Below are 16,064 nucleotides of genomic sequence, written 5' to 3' on the forward strand. Positions count from 1 at the left end.
GCCGGATAAGCGCAGCGCCATCCGGCAATAATGTGTTAACCGCGTTTGCTCAAAATCTCTTTCTCATAGGCGCGAACGCTCTCGAGCCACTGGCTGCCAGCGGGTGTGTCATGACGCTGGCAATACATTTCCCATACCGCCTGCCACGGCAGCGATTTTTGCTCTTCCAGCAATGCCAGGCGTGCGGTGTAATCGCCACTGGCTTCCAGTTGGCGCAGATGTTCGGTGGGTTCCAGCAGGGCGCGCAGCAGCGCTTTTTTCATATTGCGGGTACCGATGACCCATGCCGCGATGCGGTTGATGGAGGCGTCGAAGAAGTCGAGACCGATGTGGACGCGGTCGAACAGGTTGTGGCGTACGATCTCGCTGGCAATCGCCTGGGTTTCATCATCCAGCAGTACCACGTGGTCGCTGTCCCAACGCACCGGGCGGCTCACGTGCAGCAGCAGACGCGGCACATACAGCATGGCGGCGGAGATTTTGTCGGAGATCACTTCTGTCGGATGGAAGTGGCCCGCATCAAGGCACAGCGCGGTCTGGCGGCTGGTGGCATATCCCATGTAGAACTCGTTGGAGCCGACGGTGTAGCTTTCTGCGCCGATGCCAAAGAGTTTGCTTTCAACGGCGTCGATATGGTGCGCCGGGTTCAGTTTTTCACTGATGACTTCGTCCAGCGCGTCCATCAGACGCTGACGCGGGGCCAGGCGGTCTACGGTGACATCTTTCATGCCGTCCGGGATCCAGATATTCATCACCGACGGCGTGCCCAGTTGCTCGCCAAAGTAGGCGGATACGCGGCGGCTGGCCTTGCAGTGGTCGATCCAGAACTGGCGGATTGTGTCGTCGGCATGCGCCAGCGTGAAGCCGTCAGCGCTCAGCGGATGCGAGAAGCAGGACGGGTTGAAATCCAGACCAAGTTGATGCGCTTTTGCCCACTCTACCCAGTTTTTAAAGTGTTCCGGTTTGATTTTGTCACGGGCGACCGGGGTATCGGATTCCAGATAGATGGCATGCAGGTTCAGGCGTTTAGGCCCAGGGATCAGGCTGAGCGCCTGCTCCAGATCGGCGCGTAGCTCATGGGCATTACGCGCTTTACCCGGGTAGTTACCGGTGGCCTGAATACCGCCGGTGAGCGATCCTTCCGGGTTTTCGAAACCGGCTACATCATCGCCCTGCCAGCAGTGCATTGAGACCGGCAGACGATCGAGCTGGCGCAGCGCCTCCTCGACATCAATACCTACTGCGGCGAAGCGTTGTTTCGCCAGTTCCCAGGCTTGTTCCAGTTGAGTGGTCATGCGCAAAGCTCCTTTGTCTGTCGTTTTGAATGAAATTGCGTCACATAGCGGGCAATCTCACTGTCAGGATTGGGGGTAAACGTCGTCAGGTTGTAATTAGCGGTGACCACCTGGCGGAAGTCATCGACGTTGTTGAGTTCATCCAGCGTCATCAACTGGATACCGATGTTGCCGAGCGTAGAGGCTTCAACAGGCCCAGCCATGACGCGAATACCGCAGGCATCGGCGCACAGTTGGTTCAGCATGGCGTTCTGGCAGCCACCGCCGACAATGTGCAACTGGCTGAAGGTCTCGCCGCGCAGCGTCGCCAGTTCTTGCAACACATCGGCGTACAGCAGCGCCAGACTGTCGAAAATACAGCGCGCCAGTTCTGCATCGCTATCAGGCACCGGCAGTCCGGACTCGCGACAGGCGGCCTGAATTTCAGCGCTCATGTTGGCGGGGTTGATAAAGCGATCGTCATTCGGGTTGATCAGAAAACGGCAGGCGGGCAATGCGTGCGTGGCGGCAATCAGCGCGGACAGATCGTCCACCTGGCGCTCTTTCAGCACGCGCTGCAGCAGCCACAGACCCATGATATTTTTCAGCACCCGATAACGCCCTTCCGCGCCGCCTTCATTGGTGATGTTCGCCGCCAGCGCGGCGTCGTTGGTGTAAGGCGTTCGGCTTTCAAAGCCCATTAACGACCAGGTGCCGGAGGAGAGATACGCACTGTGTTTATCAGCCAGCGGCGAGGCGATCACCGCGCTGGCGGTGTCGTGACTGGCGACGGCCACCACGGGGATCTGATTCTTCTGCGGGCAAATCCAGTAACCAATCACGTTGCCCGGATGCGTCGGGTGACCAAACCAGGCGTTGTCTGCCCCCGTCCATGCCAGCAGCGTCTCATCCCAGTCATCGCTGTTGATGTTTACCAGTTGCGTGGTGGTAGCGTTGGTGTATTCCCAGTTCAACTCCCCGGTCAGACGGAAGCTGAAGTAGTCGGGGATCAGCAAGGCATGTGCGACCTGCGAAACCCACTCCGGCTGCTGTTCAACCAGCGCACGCAGCTGGTAGAGCGTGTTGAACGGCAGAAACTGGATCCCGCTGCGTTGATAAATAGTGGTTTTACCGAGCTGTTCCTGTGCGCGTTGCATTACGCCTGTGGTGCGGCTGTCACGATAAGAAACCGGTAGCCCGACGCGTTGGCCTTGTTTATCGATCAGGACATAGTCCACGCCCCAGGTATCAATACCGATACTGTCAATGCGGATGCCTTCATCGCAGACTTTTTCCAGCCCCAGGCGAATGGCGTCTTCGAGACTGTCGAGATCCCAGGTGTCGAAACCGTCCTGCTTTTGCAGGCAGTTCGCGAAGCGATGGATTTCACGCAGCGTCAGGGTGCGATCTTCACTGTCATAGCGCGCCAGCATTACGCGTCCGCTGGAGGCGCCAAGATCGACAGCGACACAATGGCGAAAAGTCATAGTGAGGTCCTTCTGAGTTTCATTAAGCCCAGTCTAAAAAACCTCGTCATGGCTCACCTTCTTGTTACTGACAGGCAAAATTGGCCGTTGGCAAGAAAGCAAAGGTGAACGTGATAACGTTCACAGTTTCCGGTAATAGGCGCGATTTCCCCTGATGTGACGCCGTCCGCATTTCCGGATCTTTCCCGTCTTTTCTTGAAAAATTGACCTTGTTTGCTCGGTTTTATGTCAAAAATTTAAGGTGAGGTGGCTAACCCTTAATTACTATTTCTGACATGTTCATTTGACCTGGATGCCATCATGACCGTACTGCACTGCGTGGATTTTTTTCCATCAGGTAAAGCGCCTGTGGCCATTGAGCCCCGCTTACCTCAGTCCGCTTTTCCAGAGCATCATCATGATTTTCATGAGATTGTGATTGTGGAACATGGCACCGGTATTCATGTATTCAATGGACAGCCCTATACCATCAGCGGCGGTACGGTTTGCTTTGTCCGCGACCATGACCGGCACTTGTATGAGCATACGGACAATCTTTGCCTGACCAATGTGCTCTACCGTTCGCCCGATGCGTTCCGCTTTCTGGCAGGGTTAGATCAGTTACTGCCGCAGGAACAGGATGGCGTGTATCCCTCTCACTGGCGGGTGAATCAGAGCGCGCTACAACAGGTGCGCCAACTGGTGGCAAAAATGGAACAGGACGGCGATGAGAGCGATCTCCCCGGCGTCGCCAATCGTGAAATTCTGTTTATGCAACTGCTGGTGCTGTTGCGCAAAAGTAGCCTGATGGAAGGGGCGGACAATAACGATGCGCGCCTGAACCAGTTGATGGCCTGGCTGGAAGATCATTTTGCGGAGGAGGTCTGCTGGGAGGCGTTGGCCGATCGCTTCTCGCTTTCCTTGCGCACGCTGCACCGCCAGTTGAAACAACAGACTGGGCTGACGCCGCAGCGCTATCTTAACCGTCTGCGCTTAATCAAAGCCCGCCATCTGTTGCGTCATAGCGATGAAAGCGTCACAGAAATCGCCTATCGCTGTGGTTTTGGCGACAGTAACCACTTTTCGACCCTGTTTCGCCGTGAATTTGACTGGTCGCCGCGCGACATTCGCCAGGGACGGGATGCGTTACTTCAGTAACGCGAATGCTATCAACGTTTTTCGCCGCCAGAATGTTAATAATCATCGATCTGTGATGCCGGAAATCTTATCCGGCCTGGGTGTTGACGTAATTTGCGGGTCGGATAAGGCGAAGCCATCATCCGGCAAGGAATATTCAGGTGGCGAATCAACTGATTCTTCTAAAAGATGACTTCTTTGCGAATGCCGGACAGGCCGTCGCTGTCGCCGATCGCTATCCGCAGGATGTGTTTGCCGAACATACGCATGATTTTTGTGAGCTGGTGATCGTCTGGCGCGGCAATGGTCTGCATGTGCTCAATGACCGTCCCTATCGCATCACCCGTGGCGATCTGTTTTATATTCGCGCCGAAGACAAGCACTCTTACACCTCCGTTAACGATCTCGTGTTACAGAACATCATCTATTGTCCGGAGCGGCTAAAGTTGAATCTGGGCTGGGAGAGCGCGATCCCGGGTTTTAACGGCACACCGCGACAGCCGCACTGGCGACTGGGTAGTGTGGGTATGACGCAGGCGCGCCAGGTGATAAGCCAGCTTGAGCATGAAAGTAACCAGCACGATCCGATCGCCAACGACATGGCGGAGCTGCTCTTTGGCCAACTGGTGATGACGTTGAAGCGTCATCGCTATGCGACCGACACGCTGCCGGCGACCTCCAGCGAAACGCTGCTGGATAAACTGATTACCGCGCTGGCCGCCAGTCTGGAGCGTCCGTTTGCGCTGGATGTCTTCTGCGATCGGGAAGCGTGCAGTGAACGCGTGCTGCGCCAGCAGTTTCGTAGCCAGACCGGAATGACGATTAACCAGTATCAGCGCCAGGTTCGCGTCTGTCATGCGCAATATTTACTTCAGCACAGCCGTCTGATGATCGGTGAGATTTCGATGAAGTGTGGCTTTGAAGACAGTAATTACTTTTCTGTGGTGTTTACGCGGGAAACCGGGATGACGCCCAGTCAGTGGCGTCATCTCAGTAATTCAACGGATTAGCTTGCCATACCCAGACCGACAATGTTGGCGGCGATGATGATCACCACACATCCCAGACTCAGGACGCTGACAGGACGACGCCCGGCGTTGTTCCACTCTTTCAGTACCAGACCGACAATACCACCGCACAGCACGTAGAAACTCATGTGCAGCATCCAACTGATGTAGTCATATTGCGCCGGAATGCGCGCGTGGCCCCAGGCGTAGAAAAAGAACTGCAAATACCACATCAGGCCACCCAGCGCGGACAGCAGCACGTTGGTGATGATAAGCGATTTTGCCAGCGAGAAGTCGGCTTTTACCGACAGGTTTTTCACTTTTGCCAGACGAATAAAACAGAAACCCAGGTTGACCAACGCGCCGCCGCCCATGATCACTACATAGCTCGGCAGGGCGACATACAGCGGGTCTACACCCAGCGCCGCGGCGGCTTCATGCATCGGCTTCGCCGCGTTCATCGCAAACGACATGCCCGCGGAGAAAATGCCGCACATTACCGCCAGCAACAGCCCTTTTTTCAGGTTGAAATCTTCGGCTTTGATGCCCATTTTACGCTCTTTGAGCTGGCCCGCGCGTGTGACGATCCCGACGCCAATCAGCGCAACCAGCACCCCGAGCAGCGTCATACGCCCGCCTTCGGTGTTAATCAACACATCAAAATTGCCGTTGATGATAGGGGTCATCAGCGTACCGACAATCAGCGTAATGCCGATGGCAATGCCAATCCCCATCGACATGCCGAGGTAGCGCATGGTCAGACCGTAGTTGATATTGCCGATGCCCCACATGGCGCCGAACAGAAACACCGGCAGTAGAGTGGAAAGGCTGAATGAACTGTAATAGGCCCAGAAGTCAGGCAGCAGCATGGCGCTGATGGTCCACGGGAGGATCAGCCACGAGACAATCCCACCGACCGACCACATGGTTTCCCATGACCACTGTTTCACTTGTTTGAACGGGGCATAGAAACAGGCTGCACTGGCCGCACCTATCAAATGCCAAAAAATACCCATCGTAATCGCGTTACTCATCACATCATCCTCATTGTTTTTATCGTCGTTTCTAGCCTTCCGACGTCATGAGTTTAAAAATTGCGCAGATGTATAACCTTTTGCCGATTGCCGCGATTTTCCCTTTCTGGCAAAGACCCGGTTAAGTGGGTGATATGGCTCACATAATCAGCAATAGACGTTAATGTAATAACCTTAGTAAAAGTACGGCATTGATAATCATTTTCAATATCATTTAATTAACTATAATGAACCAACTGCTTACGCGGCGTTAACACCCGGCCGCTCGACAATAATGGAGATGATTATGAGTTATACACTGCCATCCCTGCCGTACGCTTATGATGCGCTGGAACCGCACTTCGATAAGCAGACGATGGAAATCCACCATACCAAACACCACCAGACCTATGTAAACAACGCCAACGCGGCGCTGGAAAGTCTGCCTGAATTCGCTAACCTGTCTGCTGAAGAGCTGATCGCTAAACTGGATCAGGTACCGGCCGACAAGAAAACCGTTCTGCGTAATAATGCGGGCGGTCACGCTAACCACAGCCTGTTCTGGAAAGGCCTGAAAAAGGGCACTACCCTGCAGGGCGATCTGAAAGCGGCTATCGAACGTGATTTCGGCTCTGTTGATAACTTCAAAGCAGAATTCGAAAAAGCTGCCGCCACCCGTTTCGGTTCCGGCTGGGCCTGGCTGGTGCTGAAAGGCGACAAGCTGGCGGTCGTTTCAACCGCAAACCAGGATTCCCCGCTGATGGGTGAAGCGATTTCTGGTGCGTCTGGCTTCCCGATTGTGGGCCTGGACGTGTGGGAACACGCTTACTACCTGAAATTCCAGAACCGTCGTCCGGACTACATCAAAGAGTTCTGGAACGTGGTGAACTGGGACGAAGCGGCTGCGCGTTTCGCTGCAAAAAAATAAGTCTTATTTAACAAGACATCGCGTTTATATGACCCCGTCGGCGTGGCCGGTGGGGTTTTTTTGTGATCAAAATCGAATGAAAAACAGTGATCCACAAAAATTGAAACATTGTTTTATTGTGTGGTTGGGATCACTTTTATTATTGTGCTGAATGTCTATCGTTGACACATCTTTACATCGGAAGGTGATGGAAATGCAGATTAAACGCACGATAGAAAAAATCCCTGGTGGCATGATGCTCGTCCCTCTGTTCCTGGGCGCGTTGTGTCACACGTTCTCTCCTGACGCGGGGAAATATTTTGGCTCATTCACCAACGGGATGATCACTGGCACGGTGCCTATTCTGGCCGTGTGGTTCTTCTGCATGGGGGCCTCCATCAAGCTAAGCGCGACGGGTACCGTCCTGCGTAAGTCCGGGACGCTGGTGGTGACTAAAATTGCCGTGGCGTGGGTAGTGGCAGCGATTGCCTCGCGGATTATTCCTGAACATGGCGTGGAGGCAGGATTCTTTGCCGGGCTGTCGACACTGGCGCTGGTTGCGGCAATGGACATGACCAACGGCGGGCTGTATGCGTCCATTATGCAACAGTACGGCACCAAAGAAGAGGCCGGGGCATTTGTTCTGATGTCGCTGGAGTCAGGACCGCTGATGACGATGATCATCCTCGGTACGGCCGGGATTGCGTCGTTTGAACCGCATGTGTTTGTCGGCGCAGTGCTGCCTTTCCTGGTGGGCTTTACGCTGGGTAACCTTGACCCGGAACTGCGTGAATTCTTCAGTAAAGCCGTCCAGACGCTGATCCCTTTCTTCGCCTTTGCGCTGGGTAACACCATCGATCTGAGCGTGATAGCACAGACCGGTCTGTTGGGTATTCTGTTGGGTGTGGCGGTGATTATCGTCACCGGTATTCCGCTGATTATTGCCGATAAACTGATTGGCGGCGGCGACGGTACAGCAGGGATTGCGGCGTCCAGCTCAGCAGGAGCTGCAGTGGCGACACCGGTACTGATCGCAGAAATGGTGCCCGCGTTTAAACCGATGGCACCGGCTGCAACTTCGCTGGTCGCCACCTCGGTGATTGTGACATCAATCCTGGTGCCGATTATCACCTCCATCTGGTCGAAGAAGGTCAAAGCAAAAGTGGCGGCAGTCGACATCCAGAATGCAGTGAAATAATACAATAATGCCGGATGGCGCTACGCTTATCCGGCTTGTTTTTGCGTCATAAAAAGGCCTGGTGAATCTCACCGGGCCTTGTCTATTAACGACCAAACACCTCATCAATCGTCCGGCAATCGTGTTCGTTCAACTCGCCGCCCGCATTGCGTGAAACCCCTGTGCAATAGCCAAACTTGCGCGATACCACCGTCTTGATGGTGGTGACGAAATCTTCGCCGATGGCATAAATCGACATGTATACGCCAATTTTCTGCTGAATGTCGCGAAGGGCCGCCAGGTCACCGGCCTTGAACGCCTCACGCGCGCTGACAAACAGCTCCGGCATCACATTGTTCAGCCCAGAGATAATCCCCGCGCCGCCAGCCAGCAGATTGGGAATGAAGTACTCGTCATAGCCTGAAAGGACGGCAAAGTCGTTACGCACGGCCTGCGTTGCCTCGCTCATTCTGCGGGTATGCGACTGACAGTCAACGGTATCTTTGATCCCGGCAAAGTTCGGGAACTCGCTGGCAAGCTGGGCAACCAGATCCGGCGTTAAGTCGCTGCCGGTGCGCGGCGGGAAGTTGTAGGCAAACCATTTCCCGCTGAGCTTTTGCCCCAACTGGCGGAAGTAGCTCAGCAGTTGCTTCGGCGTTTGACCGTAGTAATAGGGTGGCAGAACCATCACTGCATCGTAGCCTGTGCGATACGCTTCCTGCGCCATCCGCAAGACATCGTGGATGCAGGTGGAGGAGACGTTAGCTACCATCTTCAATGGGCTCATGCCGCGCGCCTCGCGAATCAACAGCAGGCGTTCGTCAAGGGTGAAGGAAGCGAACTCTCCGATACTGCCCATCAGCAAAATCACGTCGATTTTTGCGTCAGTGAGGCGTTGAAGGTGTTGGCTCAGACCGTTGAGATCGATATTACCATCCTGATCCATTGGCGTAATGGAGGGGCACCAGACGCCAGCAAACTGCGTTTGACCTGTCACGTTGTTGACTCCTTATTATGAAATGCCGTTTCAAAATCACTTCCATTGATAGCATGGATATTTGCGCGTCGTGTGAACCTTGCTCTCATTTTGCGCGGTTGAGGTAAAATAATTGTGGTTAAATAAGGCAAATTGATCAGGGAGAGGGCCAGATGCGATATCCAGTAGACGTGTTCAGCGGCAAGATTCAGGACTACGCGGGAAGCCGCCCCAGTGCAATTGGCAAAATTCAGGTCGATGGCGAACTGATGCTGACGGAACTGGGTCTGGAAGGTGATGAACAGGCAGAAACGAAAATCCACGGCGGGCCCGATCGTGCGCTGTGCCATTATCCGCGCGAACATTATCTGTACTGGGCGCGGGAGTTCCCCGATCAGGCGGATCAATTCGTGGCCCCGGCGTTTGGTGAGAACCTCTCTACCGATGGCCTGACGGAACACAATGTCTATATTGGCGATATTTTCCGTTGGGGCGAAGCGCTGATTCAGGTCACACAGCCGCGCTCACCGTGCTTTAAGCTTAATTTCCACTTTGGTATTAGCGATATGGCGAGCCTGATGCAGAACTGCGGCAAAACGGGCTGGCTGTGTAGTGTGATTGCGCCAGGCATGGTGTCAGCCGATGCGCCACTGGAGCTGGTTTCCCGCGTAAGCGACGTCAGCGTACAGGAGGCGATCGCCATAGCCTGGCATATGCCTTTTGATGATGAACAGTACCATCGTTTACTGTCAGCGGCGGGGCTGTCGAAGAGCTGGACGCGAACGATGCAAAAGCGCCGTTTAAGCGGCAAAATCGAAGATCAATCCCGGCGTTTGTGGGGCAAATAAGCGCTGCTATCCGGCAACGGAAAAAATGCCTGATGGCGCAACGCTTATCCGACCTACCGTTCGTGGAGATTTGTCGGCCGGATAAGGCGTTTACGCCACTATCCGGCACAATACCGTTACGAACGTTTATACAACGGCAACCAAATCACCAGCCGTAAACCGCCCAGCGGGCTGTCTTCGGCTTTCACCCAGCCGCGATGCTGCTGAATGGCGGTTTCTACAATTGCCAGACCCAGACCGGTGCCGCCGGATTCGCGATCGCGTGCTTCATCGGTGCGATAGAACGGGCGGAAAATCTGCTCACGGTCTTCCGGGCTGACGCCAGGACCATCATCATCCACCGTGATCGTAATTCCGTCTTTATCCACTGCGAAGCCGACTTCAATCTTCGAGTGTGAATAGCGCAGGGCATTACGGACGATGTTTTCCAGCGCACTTTCCAGCGCGTTCGGGTTTCCGTACAGCGGCCACGGTCCCGGCGGGAAATTCACCGTAAGCGATTTGCCCATCTGTTCGGCTTCAAAGGCGGCATTATCCAGCACCTCACCCCACAGATGATTGGCTTTCATCGTTTCGCTGACCAGCGCATTTTTCTGCTGATTGCGCGACATGACCAGCAGATCGTTGATCATGCTGTCCAGACGCTGCGCTTCCGTCTCAATACGCTCCAGCTCCTTACTTTCGCCGCTGCGACGACGCAACAGCGCGGTCCCCAGTTGCAAACGGGTGAGCGGGGTTCTCAGTTCGTGTGAGATATCAGACAACAGACGCTGTTGCGTGGTCATCATCCGCTCCAGCGCGGTCACCATCTGGTTAAAACTGGCGCCTGCGGCAAGAAATTCCTGCGGACCGGCTTCCAGTTCCGGATGCTGACGCAGGTTACCCTGAGCCACCTCATCCGCCGCGTTTTTCAACTTACGCGCCGGTTTTGCCAGGCTCCACGCCAGCCATAACAACAGCGGAGAACTGACTAACATCGTGACAATCAGCAACAACAGCGGGCGGTCAAACAGCAGGTTGATAAAATCGGATTGGGAACTGCTGGCTGGTCGAATCAGGTAAAGCTGGTAGTTATCTTCCCCGTCTCTGACGGAGAAGGGCCCCACCATTTCAACGCGACCGTACTTTTTCTTCTGCGGATGATCGGCGTTATCCGCCTGACCAATAAAGTTACGAATGATCTGCATTTCGCTGCGTTCAGCGCCGATCACGCGTCCTTCTGTGGTCACTAGCAATAACCGCTGTCCTGGCGGCGCCCACTTGTCAATCGCACGGAACAGGCGACGCCACCACATCAAATCATTGGGTGGATCGTTCGCGAGTTCAGCTTCTACGTGTTGCTCAATCATTAACCCCTGGCGCTGTTCGCTGTCCAGTAGCTCGGTCATCTGGCGTGAGTCGAGCTTGGGTAACATCAGTACCAACATCAACACCAGTGCCAGCGTCAACCAGAAGATGGCAAAGATGCGCGCGGTTAAGCTCCCTATCATGAAGCGGAAACCATCAGATAGCCGCGACCACGCAGAGTTTTAAACCACGGATGCCCGTCTTTCCGCTCCGGCAGTTTGCGCCGCAGGTTGGAGATATGCATGTCGATGGCACGGTCGAAAGGCGTCAGGCGTTTACCCAGCACTTCCTGGCTCAAATGTTCACGCGATACCACCTGGCCGAGATGCTGCGCCAGCAGATAGAGCAGGGTGAATTCGGTACCAGTTAACTCCAGCGTCTGACCATCAAAGCTGGCTTCCTGGCGGCCCGGGTTAAGGCTAAGGGCATCCACTTCCAGCGTCGGCGAGCCGTTATCGCTGCTCTGCTGCTGCTCGCTCCAGTGCGAACGACGCAGGATCGCGCGGATACGGGCGACCAGTTCACGATCGTTAAACGGTTTCGGCAAATAGTCATCTGCACCCAGCTCAAGGCCGAGTACACGATCCAGTTCGCTGCCGCGGGCGGTCAGCATAATTACGGGCGTCTGGTGTGTCTGGCGAAGCGCTTTCAACGTATCGATACCGTTTTTCTTCGGCATCATCACATCAAGCAAAAGTAAATCAATGCTGTCGTCCAGAAGCTCAAGCGCCTGCTCCCCGTCATGGGCAACCAGCACATTGAAGCCTTCCATTTCGAGCAGCTCCTTTAACAGGGAAGTCAGCTCTCGGTCATCATCAACTAACAGGATTTTATTCATTGTTTAAGTACCTCCGAGGCAGAAATTACGTCATCAGGCGTCGCTAATCCATGACTTTACGTTGTTTTACACCCCCTGACGCATGTTTGCAGCCCGAATCGTAAACTGTCTCTCGTTGAATCGCGACAGAAAAGATTTTGGGAGCAAATGATGCGCAAAGTTACCGCTGCCGTCATGGCCTCAACGCTGGCACTCAGTACGGTTAGCCATGCAGCTGAAGTCGTTACAGGCGATAACTGGCACCCGGGAGAATCCTCTGCGCCGCGCACTGTACAGAGCCATATGTTTGACGGCATAAGTTTAACCGAACATCAACGTCAACAGATGAGAGATCTGATGCAACAGGCCCGCCATGAGCAGCCGCCTGTTAATGTTAGCGAAATGGAGACGATGCATCGTCTTATTACTGCAGAAAATTTTGATGAAACCGCTGTACGCGCTCAGGCAGAAAAAATGGCGCAGGCACAGGTTGCCAGACAGGTCGAAATGGCCCGCGTTCGCAACCAGATGTATCGCCTGCTTACCCCCGAGCAGCAAGCGGTTTTAAACGAGAAGCACCAACAAAGAATGGAGCAGTTGCGTGACGTGACGCACTGGCAAAAAAGTTCTTCGTTGAAGTTATTGAGTAGTAGCAACTCACGTTCCCAGTAGTAAACCCTGTTTTCCTTGCCATAGACACCATCCCTGTCTTCCCCCACATGACGTGGGGGTTTTTTTTGCCTGTAAATTGTCATCGTCATAATCACTGATTGTCTTACACCATCCGTTATACTACCGGCATGAAATGGCAGGAGTGTTTATGAATCAATCCTATGGGCGGTTAGTCAGTCGGGCGGCCATTGCCGCGACAGTGATGGCATCGCTGTTACTTTTGATCAAAATTTTTGCGTGGTGGTACACCGGGTCGGTGAGTATTCTGGCGGCCCTGGTCGACTCGCTGGTGGATATTGCCGCGTCGCTCACTAACCTGTTAGTGGTGCGCTATTCGCTGCAGCCCGCGGATGATGAACATACCTTTGGTCATGGCAAAGCGGAATCACTGGCTGCGCTGGCACAAAGCATGTTTATTTCCGGTTCGGCGTTGTTTTTATTTTTAACGGGTATCCAGCATCTGATTACCCCCACGCCGATGAACGAACCCGGCGTGGGGGTTGTGGTTACCATTATCGCCCTGATATGTACTGTGGTGCTGGTCTCGTTTCAGCGCTGGGTGGTGAAGCGGACGCAAAGCCAGGCAGTACGGGCGGATATGCTTCATTATCAGTCTGATGTTATGATGAACGGTGCGATTCTCGTGGCGCTCGGTCTGGCCTGGTACGGCTGGCATCGTGCAGACGCGTTGTTTGCTTTGGGGATTGGCATCTATATTTTATATAGCGCGTTACGCATGGGTTATGATGCCGTGCAGTCGTTACTGGATCGCGCATTACCCGATGAAGAACGTCAGGAAATTTTTGACATCGTGACATCATGGCCGGGCGTCAGTGGTGCTCACGATCTCCGTACGCGGCAGTCAGGGCCGACCCGCTTTATTCAGATTCATTTGGAAATGGAAGATAATCTGCCGCTCGTTCAGGCGCATGTTGTGGCTGAACAGGTAGAGCAGGCGATTTTACGGCGTTTTCCGGGCTCCGATGTCATTATCCATCAGGACCCGTGTTCCGTCGTTCCCAGGGAAGGCAAAAGGTTTGAGCTTTCGTAAGTGAGCGTAAAAAAGAGAGCCAGGCCCGCATTTTGTGTATAAATTACCGCCATTTGGCCTGACCTGAATCAATTCAGCAGGACGTGATTGTTATACTATTTGCATATTCGTTGGATCGTCTCGCTATGCAGGATCGACTTCCGGCAACAGACTTCATTTTGCATTCCAAAGTTCAGAGGTAGTCATGATTAAGAAAATCGGTGTGTTGACAAGCGGCGGTGATGCGCCGGGCATGAACGCAGCAATCCGTGGTGTGGTGCGCGCAGCACTGACGGAAGGACTGGAAGTCATGGGGATTTATGATGGCTACCTGGGTCTGTACGAAGACCGCATGGTGCAGCTTGACCGTTATAGCGTGTCCGACATGATTAACCGCGGTGGTACCTTCCTGGGTTCCGCTCGTTTCCCGGAGTTCCGTGACGAAAATGTCCGCGCCGTGGCTATCGAAAACCTGAAAAAACGTGGAATCGACGCGCTGGTGGTGATCGGCGGTGACGGTTCTTACATGGGTGCGAAACGCCTGACTGAAATGGGCTTCCCGTGCATCGGCTTGCCTGGCACTATCGATAACGATATCAAAGGCACTGACTACACCATCGGTTACTTTACGGCGCTGGGCACCGTGGTTGAAGCGATTGACCGTCTGCGCGACACCTCGTCTTCTCACCAGCGTATCTCTATCGTTGAAGTGATGGGGCGTTACTGTGGCGACCTGACGCTGGCGGCAGCGATTGCCGGTGGCTGTGAGTTCGTTGTGGTACCGGAAGTGGAATTCAGCCGTGACGATCTGGTTGCTGAAATCAAAGCGGGTATTGCGAAGGGTAAGAAACACGCTATCGTGGCAATCACTGAGCACATGTGCGATGTCGACGAACTGGCGCATTACATTGAGAAAGAGACGGGCCGTGAAACCCGCTCGACCGTACTGGGTCACATCCAGCGCGGCGGTTCTCCAGTGCCTTATGACCGCATCCTGGCTTCCCGTATGGGTTCTTACGCCATTGAACTGCTGCTGGAAGGTCACGGTGGTCGTTGCGTCGGTATTCAGAACGAAAAACTGGTTCACCATGACATCATCGATGCTATCGAAAACATGAAGCGTCCGTTCAAAGGTGACTGGCTGGATTGCGCGAAGAAACTGTACTGATTCTTCTCTGCGCCTGATGGCGCTACGCTTACCCGGCCTACAGATCGCAAAGACTTGTAGGCCGGATAAGGCGTCAGCCGCCATCCGGCATAAGCCCTCCATATATTCCCTCTCGTTATAGCCAATCTTTTTTTATTCTTTAATGTTTGGATACCTTTCTGGCACGCTTTGCTCATCACAACACAACATAAGAGAGTTGGGCGATGAACAAATGGGGCGTGGGGTTAACTTTGCTGCTGGTATCCAGCGGCGTTCTGGCAAAGGATATTCAATTACTGAACGTGTCTTACGATCCAACGCGTGAGCTGTACGAGCAGTACAACAAAGCGTTTAGCGCACACTGGAAGCAAGAAACGGGCGATAACGTGGTGATTCGTCAGTCACACGGCGGGTCAGGCAAACAGGCGACCTCGGTGATTAACGGCATTGAGGCGGATGTGGTGACACTGGCGCTGGCCTATGATGTGGATGCGATTGCCGAGCGTGGTCGTATTGATAAAAACTGGATCAAACGCCTGCCGGACAACTCTGCGCCTTACACCTCTACCATTGTGTTCCTGGTGCGTAAAGGCAACCCGAAGCAAATTCATGACTGGAACGATCTGGTTAAGCCTGGCGTTTCGGTGATCACGCCTAACCCGAAAAGCTCCGGCGGCGCACGCTGGAACTATCTGGCTGCCTGGGGTTATGCGCTGCACCACAACAACAACGATCAGGCAAAAGCGCAGGACTTTGTGAAGGCGCTGTTTAAGAATGTCGAAGTGCTGGACTCTGGCGCACGCGGTGCGACCAATACCTTTGTCGAACGCGGCATCGGCGACGTGCTGATCGCCTGGGAGAACGAAGCGCTGCTGGCGACCAATGAGCTGGGCAAAGATAAATTTGAAATCGTGACGCCGAGCGAATCCATTCTGGCTGAACCGACGGTCTCCGTTGTGGATAAAGTGACCGAGAAGAAAGGCACTCAGGCCGTGGCGGAAGCCTATCTAAAGTATCTCTACTCACCGGAAGGTCAGGAGATTGCGGCGAAAAACTACTACCGTCCGCGTGATGCAGAGGTGGCGAAGAAATACGAAAATGCGTTTCCGAAGCTGAAACTCTTTACCATTGATGAAACGTTCGGCGGCTGGACGAAAGCGCAAAAAGAACACTTCTCGAATGGCGGAACGTTCGATCAAATCAGCAAGCGTTAAGAGCTGGCAGGAGAAGAAGCCCGGGGTATTTA

15 protein-coding genes are annotated in these 16,064 nt (G+C 54.0%); 9 read left to right on the forward strand and 6 right to left on the reverse strand.

The genetic code is table 11. The annotated features are described in order from the left end of the window. Positions 1-35: 35 nt before the first annotated feature. Complete coding sequence (rhaA, locus tag C2U53_RS10795; protein ID WP_042998896.1) at positions 36-1,295, reverse strand: L-rhamnose isomerase; 1,260 nt, start codon at positions 1,293-1,295, stop codon at positions 36-38. Then, positions 1,292-2,761 (reverse strand): rhamnulokinase, encoded by a 1,470-nt coding sequence (rhaB, locus tag C2U53_RS10800; protein ID WP_104445893.1) that lies wholly within the window; start codon positions 2,759-2,761, stop codon positions 1,292-1,294. Before rhaB ends, rhaA begins: the two co-directional genes overlap by 4 nt. A gap of 300 nt (positions 2,762-3,061) precedes the next feature. Here rhaB and rhaS point away from each other — a divergent pair, with 300 nt between their 5' ends. Next, positions 3,062-3,898: an HTH-type transcriptional activator RhaS gene (gene rhaS, locus C2U53_RS10805; RefSeq protein ID WP_042998898.1), complete on the forward strand. Its 837-nt coding sequence runs from the start codon at positions 3,062-3,064 to the stop codon at positions 3,896-3,898. Positions 3,899-4,038: 140 nt separating this feature from the next. Then, positions 4,039-4,887: an HTH-type transcriptional activator RhaR gene (gene rhaR / locus C2U53_RS10810; protein ID WP_042998899.1), complete on the forward strand. Its 849-nt coding sequence runs from the start codon at positions 4,039-4,041 to the stop codon at positions 4,885-4,887. Here the strand turns inward: rhaR and rhaT are convergent. Further along, positions 4,884-5,918, reverse strand: a complete 1,035-nt coding sequence (rhaT, locus tag C2U53_RS10815; protein WP_042998900.1) for an L-rhamnose/proton symporter RhaT — start codon at positions 5,916-5,918, stop codon at positions 4,884-4,886. The two genes, rhaR and rhaT, sit on opposite strands and share 4 nt — an antisense overlap. A 286-nt stretch (positions 5,919-6,204) precedes the next feature. Between rhaT and sodA the strand changes: the two genes are divergently transcribed. Both sodA and kdgT read left to right on the forward strand, forming a co-directional pair. Continuing rightward, positions 6,205-6,825, forward strand: a complete 621-nt coding sequence (sodA, locus tag C2U53_RS10820) for a superoxide dismutase [Mn] (RefSeq protein ID WP_044257452.1) — start codon at positions 6,205-6,207, stop codon at positions 6,823-6,825. Positions 6,826-7,018: 193 nt separating this feature from the next. Further along, positions 7,019-8,002 carry a 2-keto-3-deoxygluconate transporter gene (gene kdgT / locus C2U53_RS10825; RefSeq protein WP_042998902.1) on the forward strand — a complete coding sequence of 328 codons (984 nt, stop codon included), beginning with the start codon at positions 7,019-7,021 and terminating at the stop codon, positions 8,000-8,002. An 85-nt stretch (positions 8,003-8,087) separates the two neighbouring features. On the opposite strand, the gene C2U53_RS10830 is transcribed toward kdgT, so the two are convergent. Next, positions 8,088-8,978, reverse strand: coding sequence for a dihydrodipicolinate synthase family protein (locus tag C2U53_RS10830; RefSeq protein WP_104445894.1), 891 nt, complete (start codon positions 8,976-8,978; stop codon positions 8,088-8,090). Between the two features lie 152 nt (positions 8,979-9,130). Between C2U53_RS10830 and yiiM the strand changes: the two genes are divergently transcribed. Beyond that, positions 9,131-9,805 carry a 6-hydroxyaminopurine reductase gene (gene yiiM / locus C2U53_RS10835; protein WP_042998904.1) on the forward strand — a complete coding sequence of 225 codons (675 nt, stop codon included), beginning with the start codon at positions 9,131-9,133 and terminating at the stop codon, positions 9,803-9,805. 116 nt (positions 9,806-9,921) lie between these two features. Here the strand turns inward: yiiM and cpxA are convergent, their stop codons facing one another. Both cpxA and cpxR read right to left on the reverse strand, forming a co-directional pair. Then, the gene (gene cpxA, locus C2U53_RS10840; RefSeq protein WP_044257455.1) at positions 9,922-11,295 is read right to left on the reverse strand and encodes an envelope stress sensor histidine kinase CpxA; all 1,374 of its coding nucleotides are present in this window, start codon (positions 11,293-11,295) and stop codon (positions 9,922-9,924) included. Continuing rightward, a complete protein-coding gene (cpxR, locus tag C2U53_RS10845; RefSeq protein WP_001033731.1) occupies positions 11,292-11,990 on the reverse strand; it encodes an envelope stress response regulator transcription factor CpxR in 699 nt (232 codons plus the stop codon). Before cpxR ends, cpxA begins: the two co-directional genes overlap by 4 nt. Before the next feature lie 150 nt (positions 11,991-12,140). Between cpxR and cpxP the strand changes: the two genes are divergently transcribed. The 4 genes from cpxP to sbp all read left to right on the forward strand — a co-directional run bounded on the left by cpxP (position 12,141) and on the right by sbp (position 16,032). Next, positions 12,141-12,641: a cell-envelope stress modulator CpxP gene (gene cpxP / locus C2U53_RS10850; RefSeq protein WP_043001792.1), complete on the forward strand. Its 501-nt coding sequence runs from the start codon at positions 12,141-12,143 to the stop codon at positions 12,639-12,641. A gap of 148 nt (positions 12,642-12,789) precedes the next feature. Further along, positions 12,790-13,692, forward strand: a complete 903-nt coding sequence (gene fieF / locus C2U53_RS10855; protein ID WP_042998907.1) for a CDF family cation-efflux transporter FieF — start codon at positions 12,790-12,792, stop codon at positions 13,690-13,692. Positions 13,693-13,876: 184 nt separating this feature from the next. Then, positions 13,877-14,839, forward strand: a complete 963-nt coding sequence (pfkA, locus tag C2U53_RS10860; RefSeq protein WP_042998908.1) for a 6-phosphofructokinase — start codon at positions 13,877-13,879, stop codon at positions 14,837-14,839. A 203-nt stretch (positions 14,840-15,042) separates the two neighbouring features. Then, positions 15,043-16,032 carry a sulfate/thiosulfate ABC transporter substrate-binding protein Sbp gene (sbp, locus tag C2U53_RS10870; protein ID WP_058587289.1) on the forward strand — a complete coding sequence of 330 codons (990 nt, stop codon included), beginning with the start codon at positions 15,043-15,045 and terminating at the stop codon, positions 16,030-16,032. The last annotated feature ends 32 nt before the right edge of the window (positions 16,033-16,064 follow it).

This window comes from Citrobacter sp. CFNIH10, assembly GCF_002934585.1.
GTDB lineage: Bacteria > Pseudomonadota > Gammaproteobacteria > Enterobacterales > Enterobacteriaceae > Citrobacter_A > Citrobacter_A amalonaticus.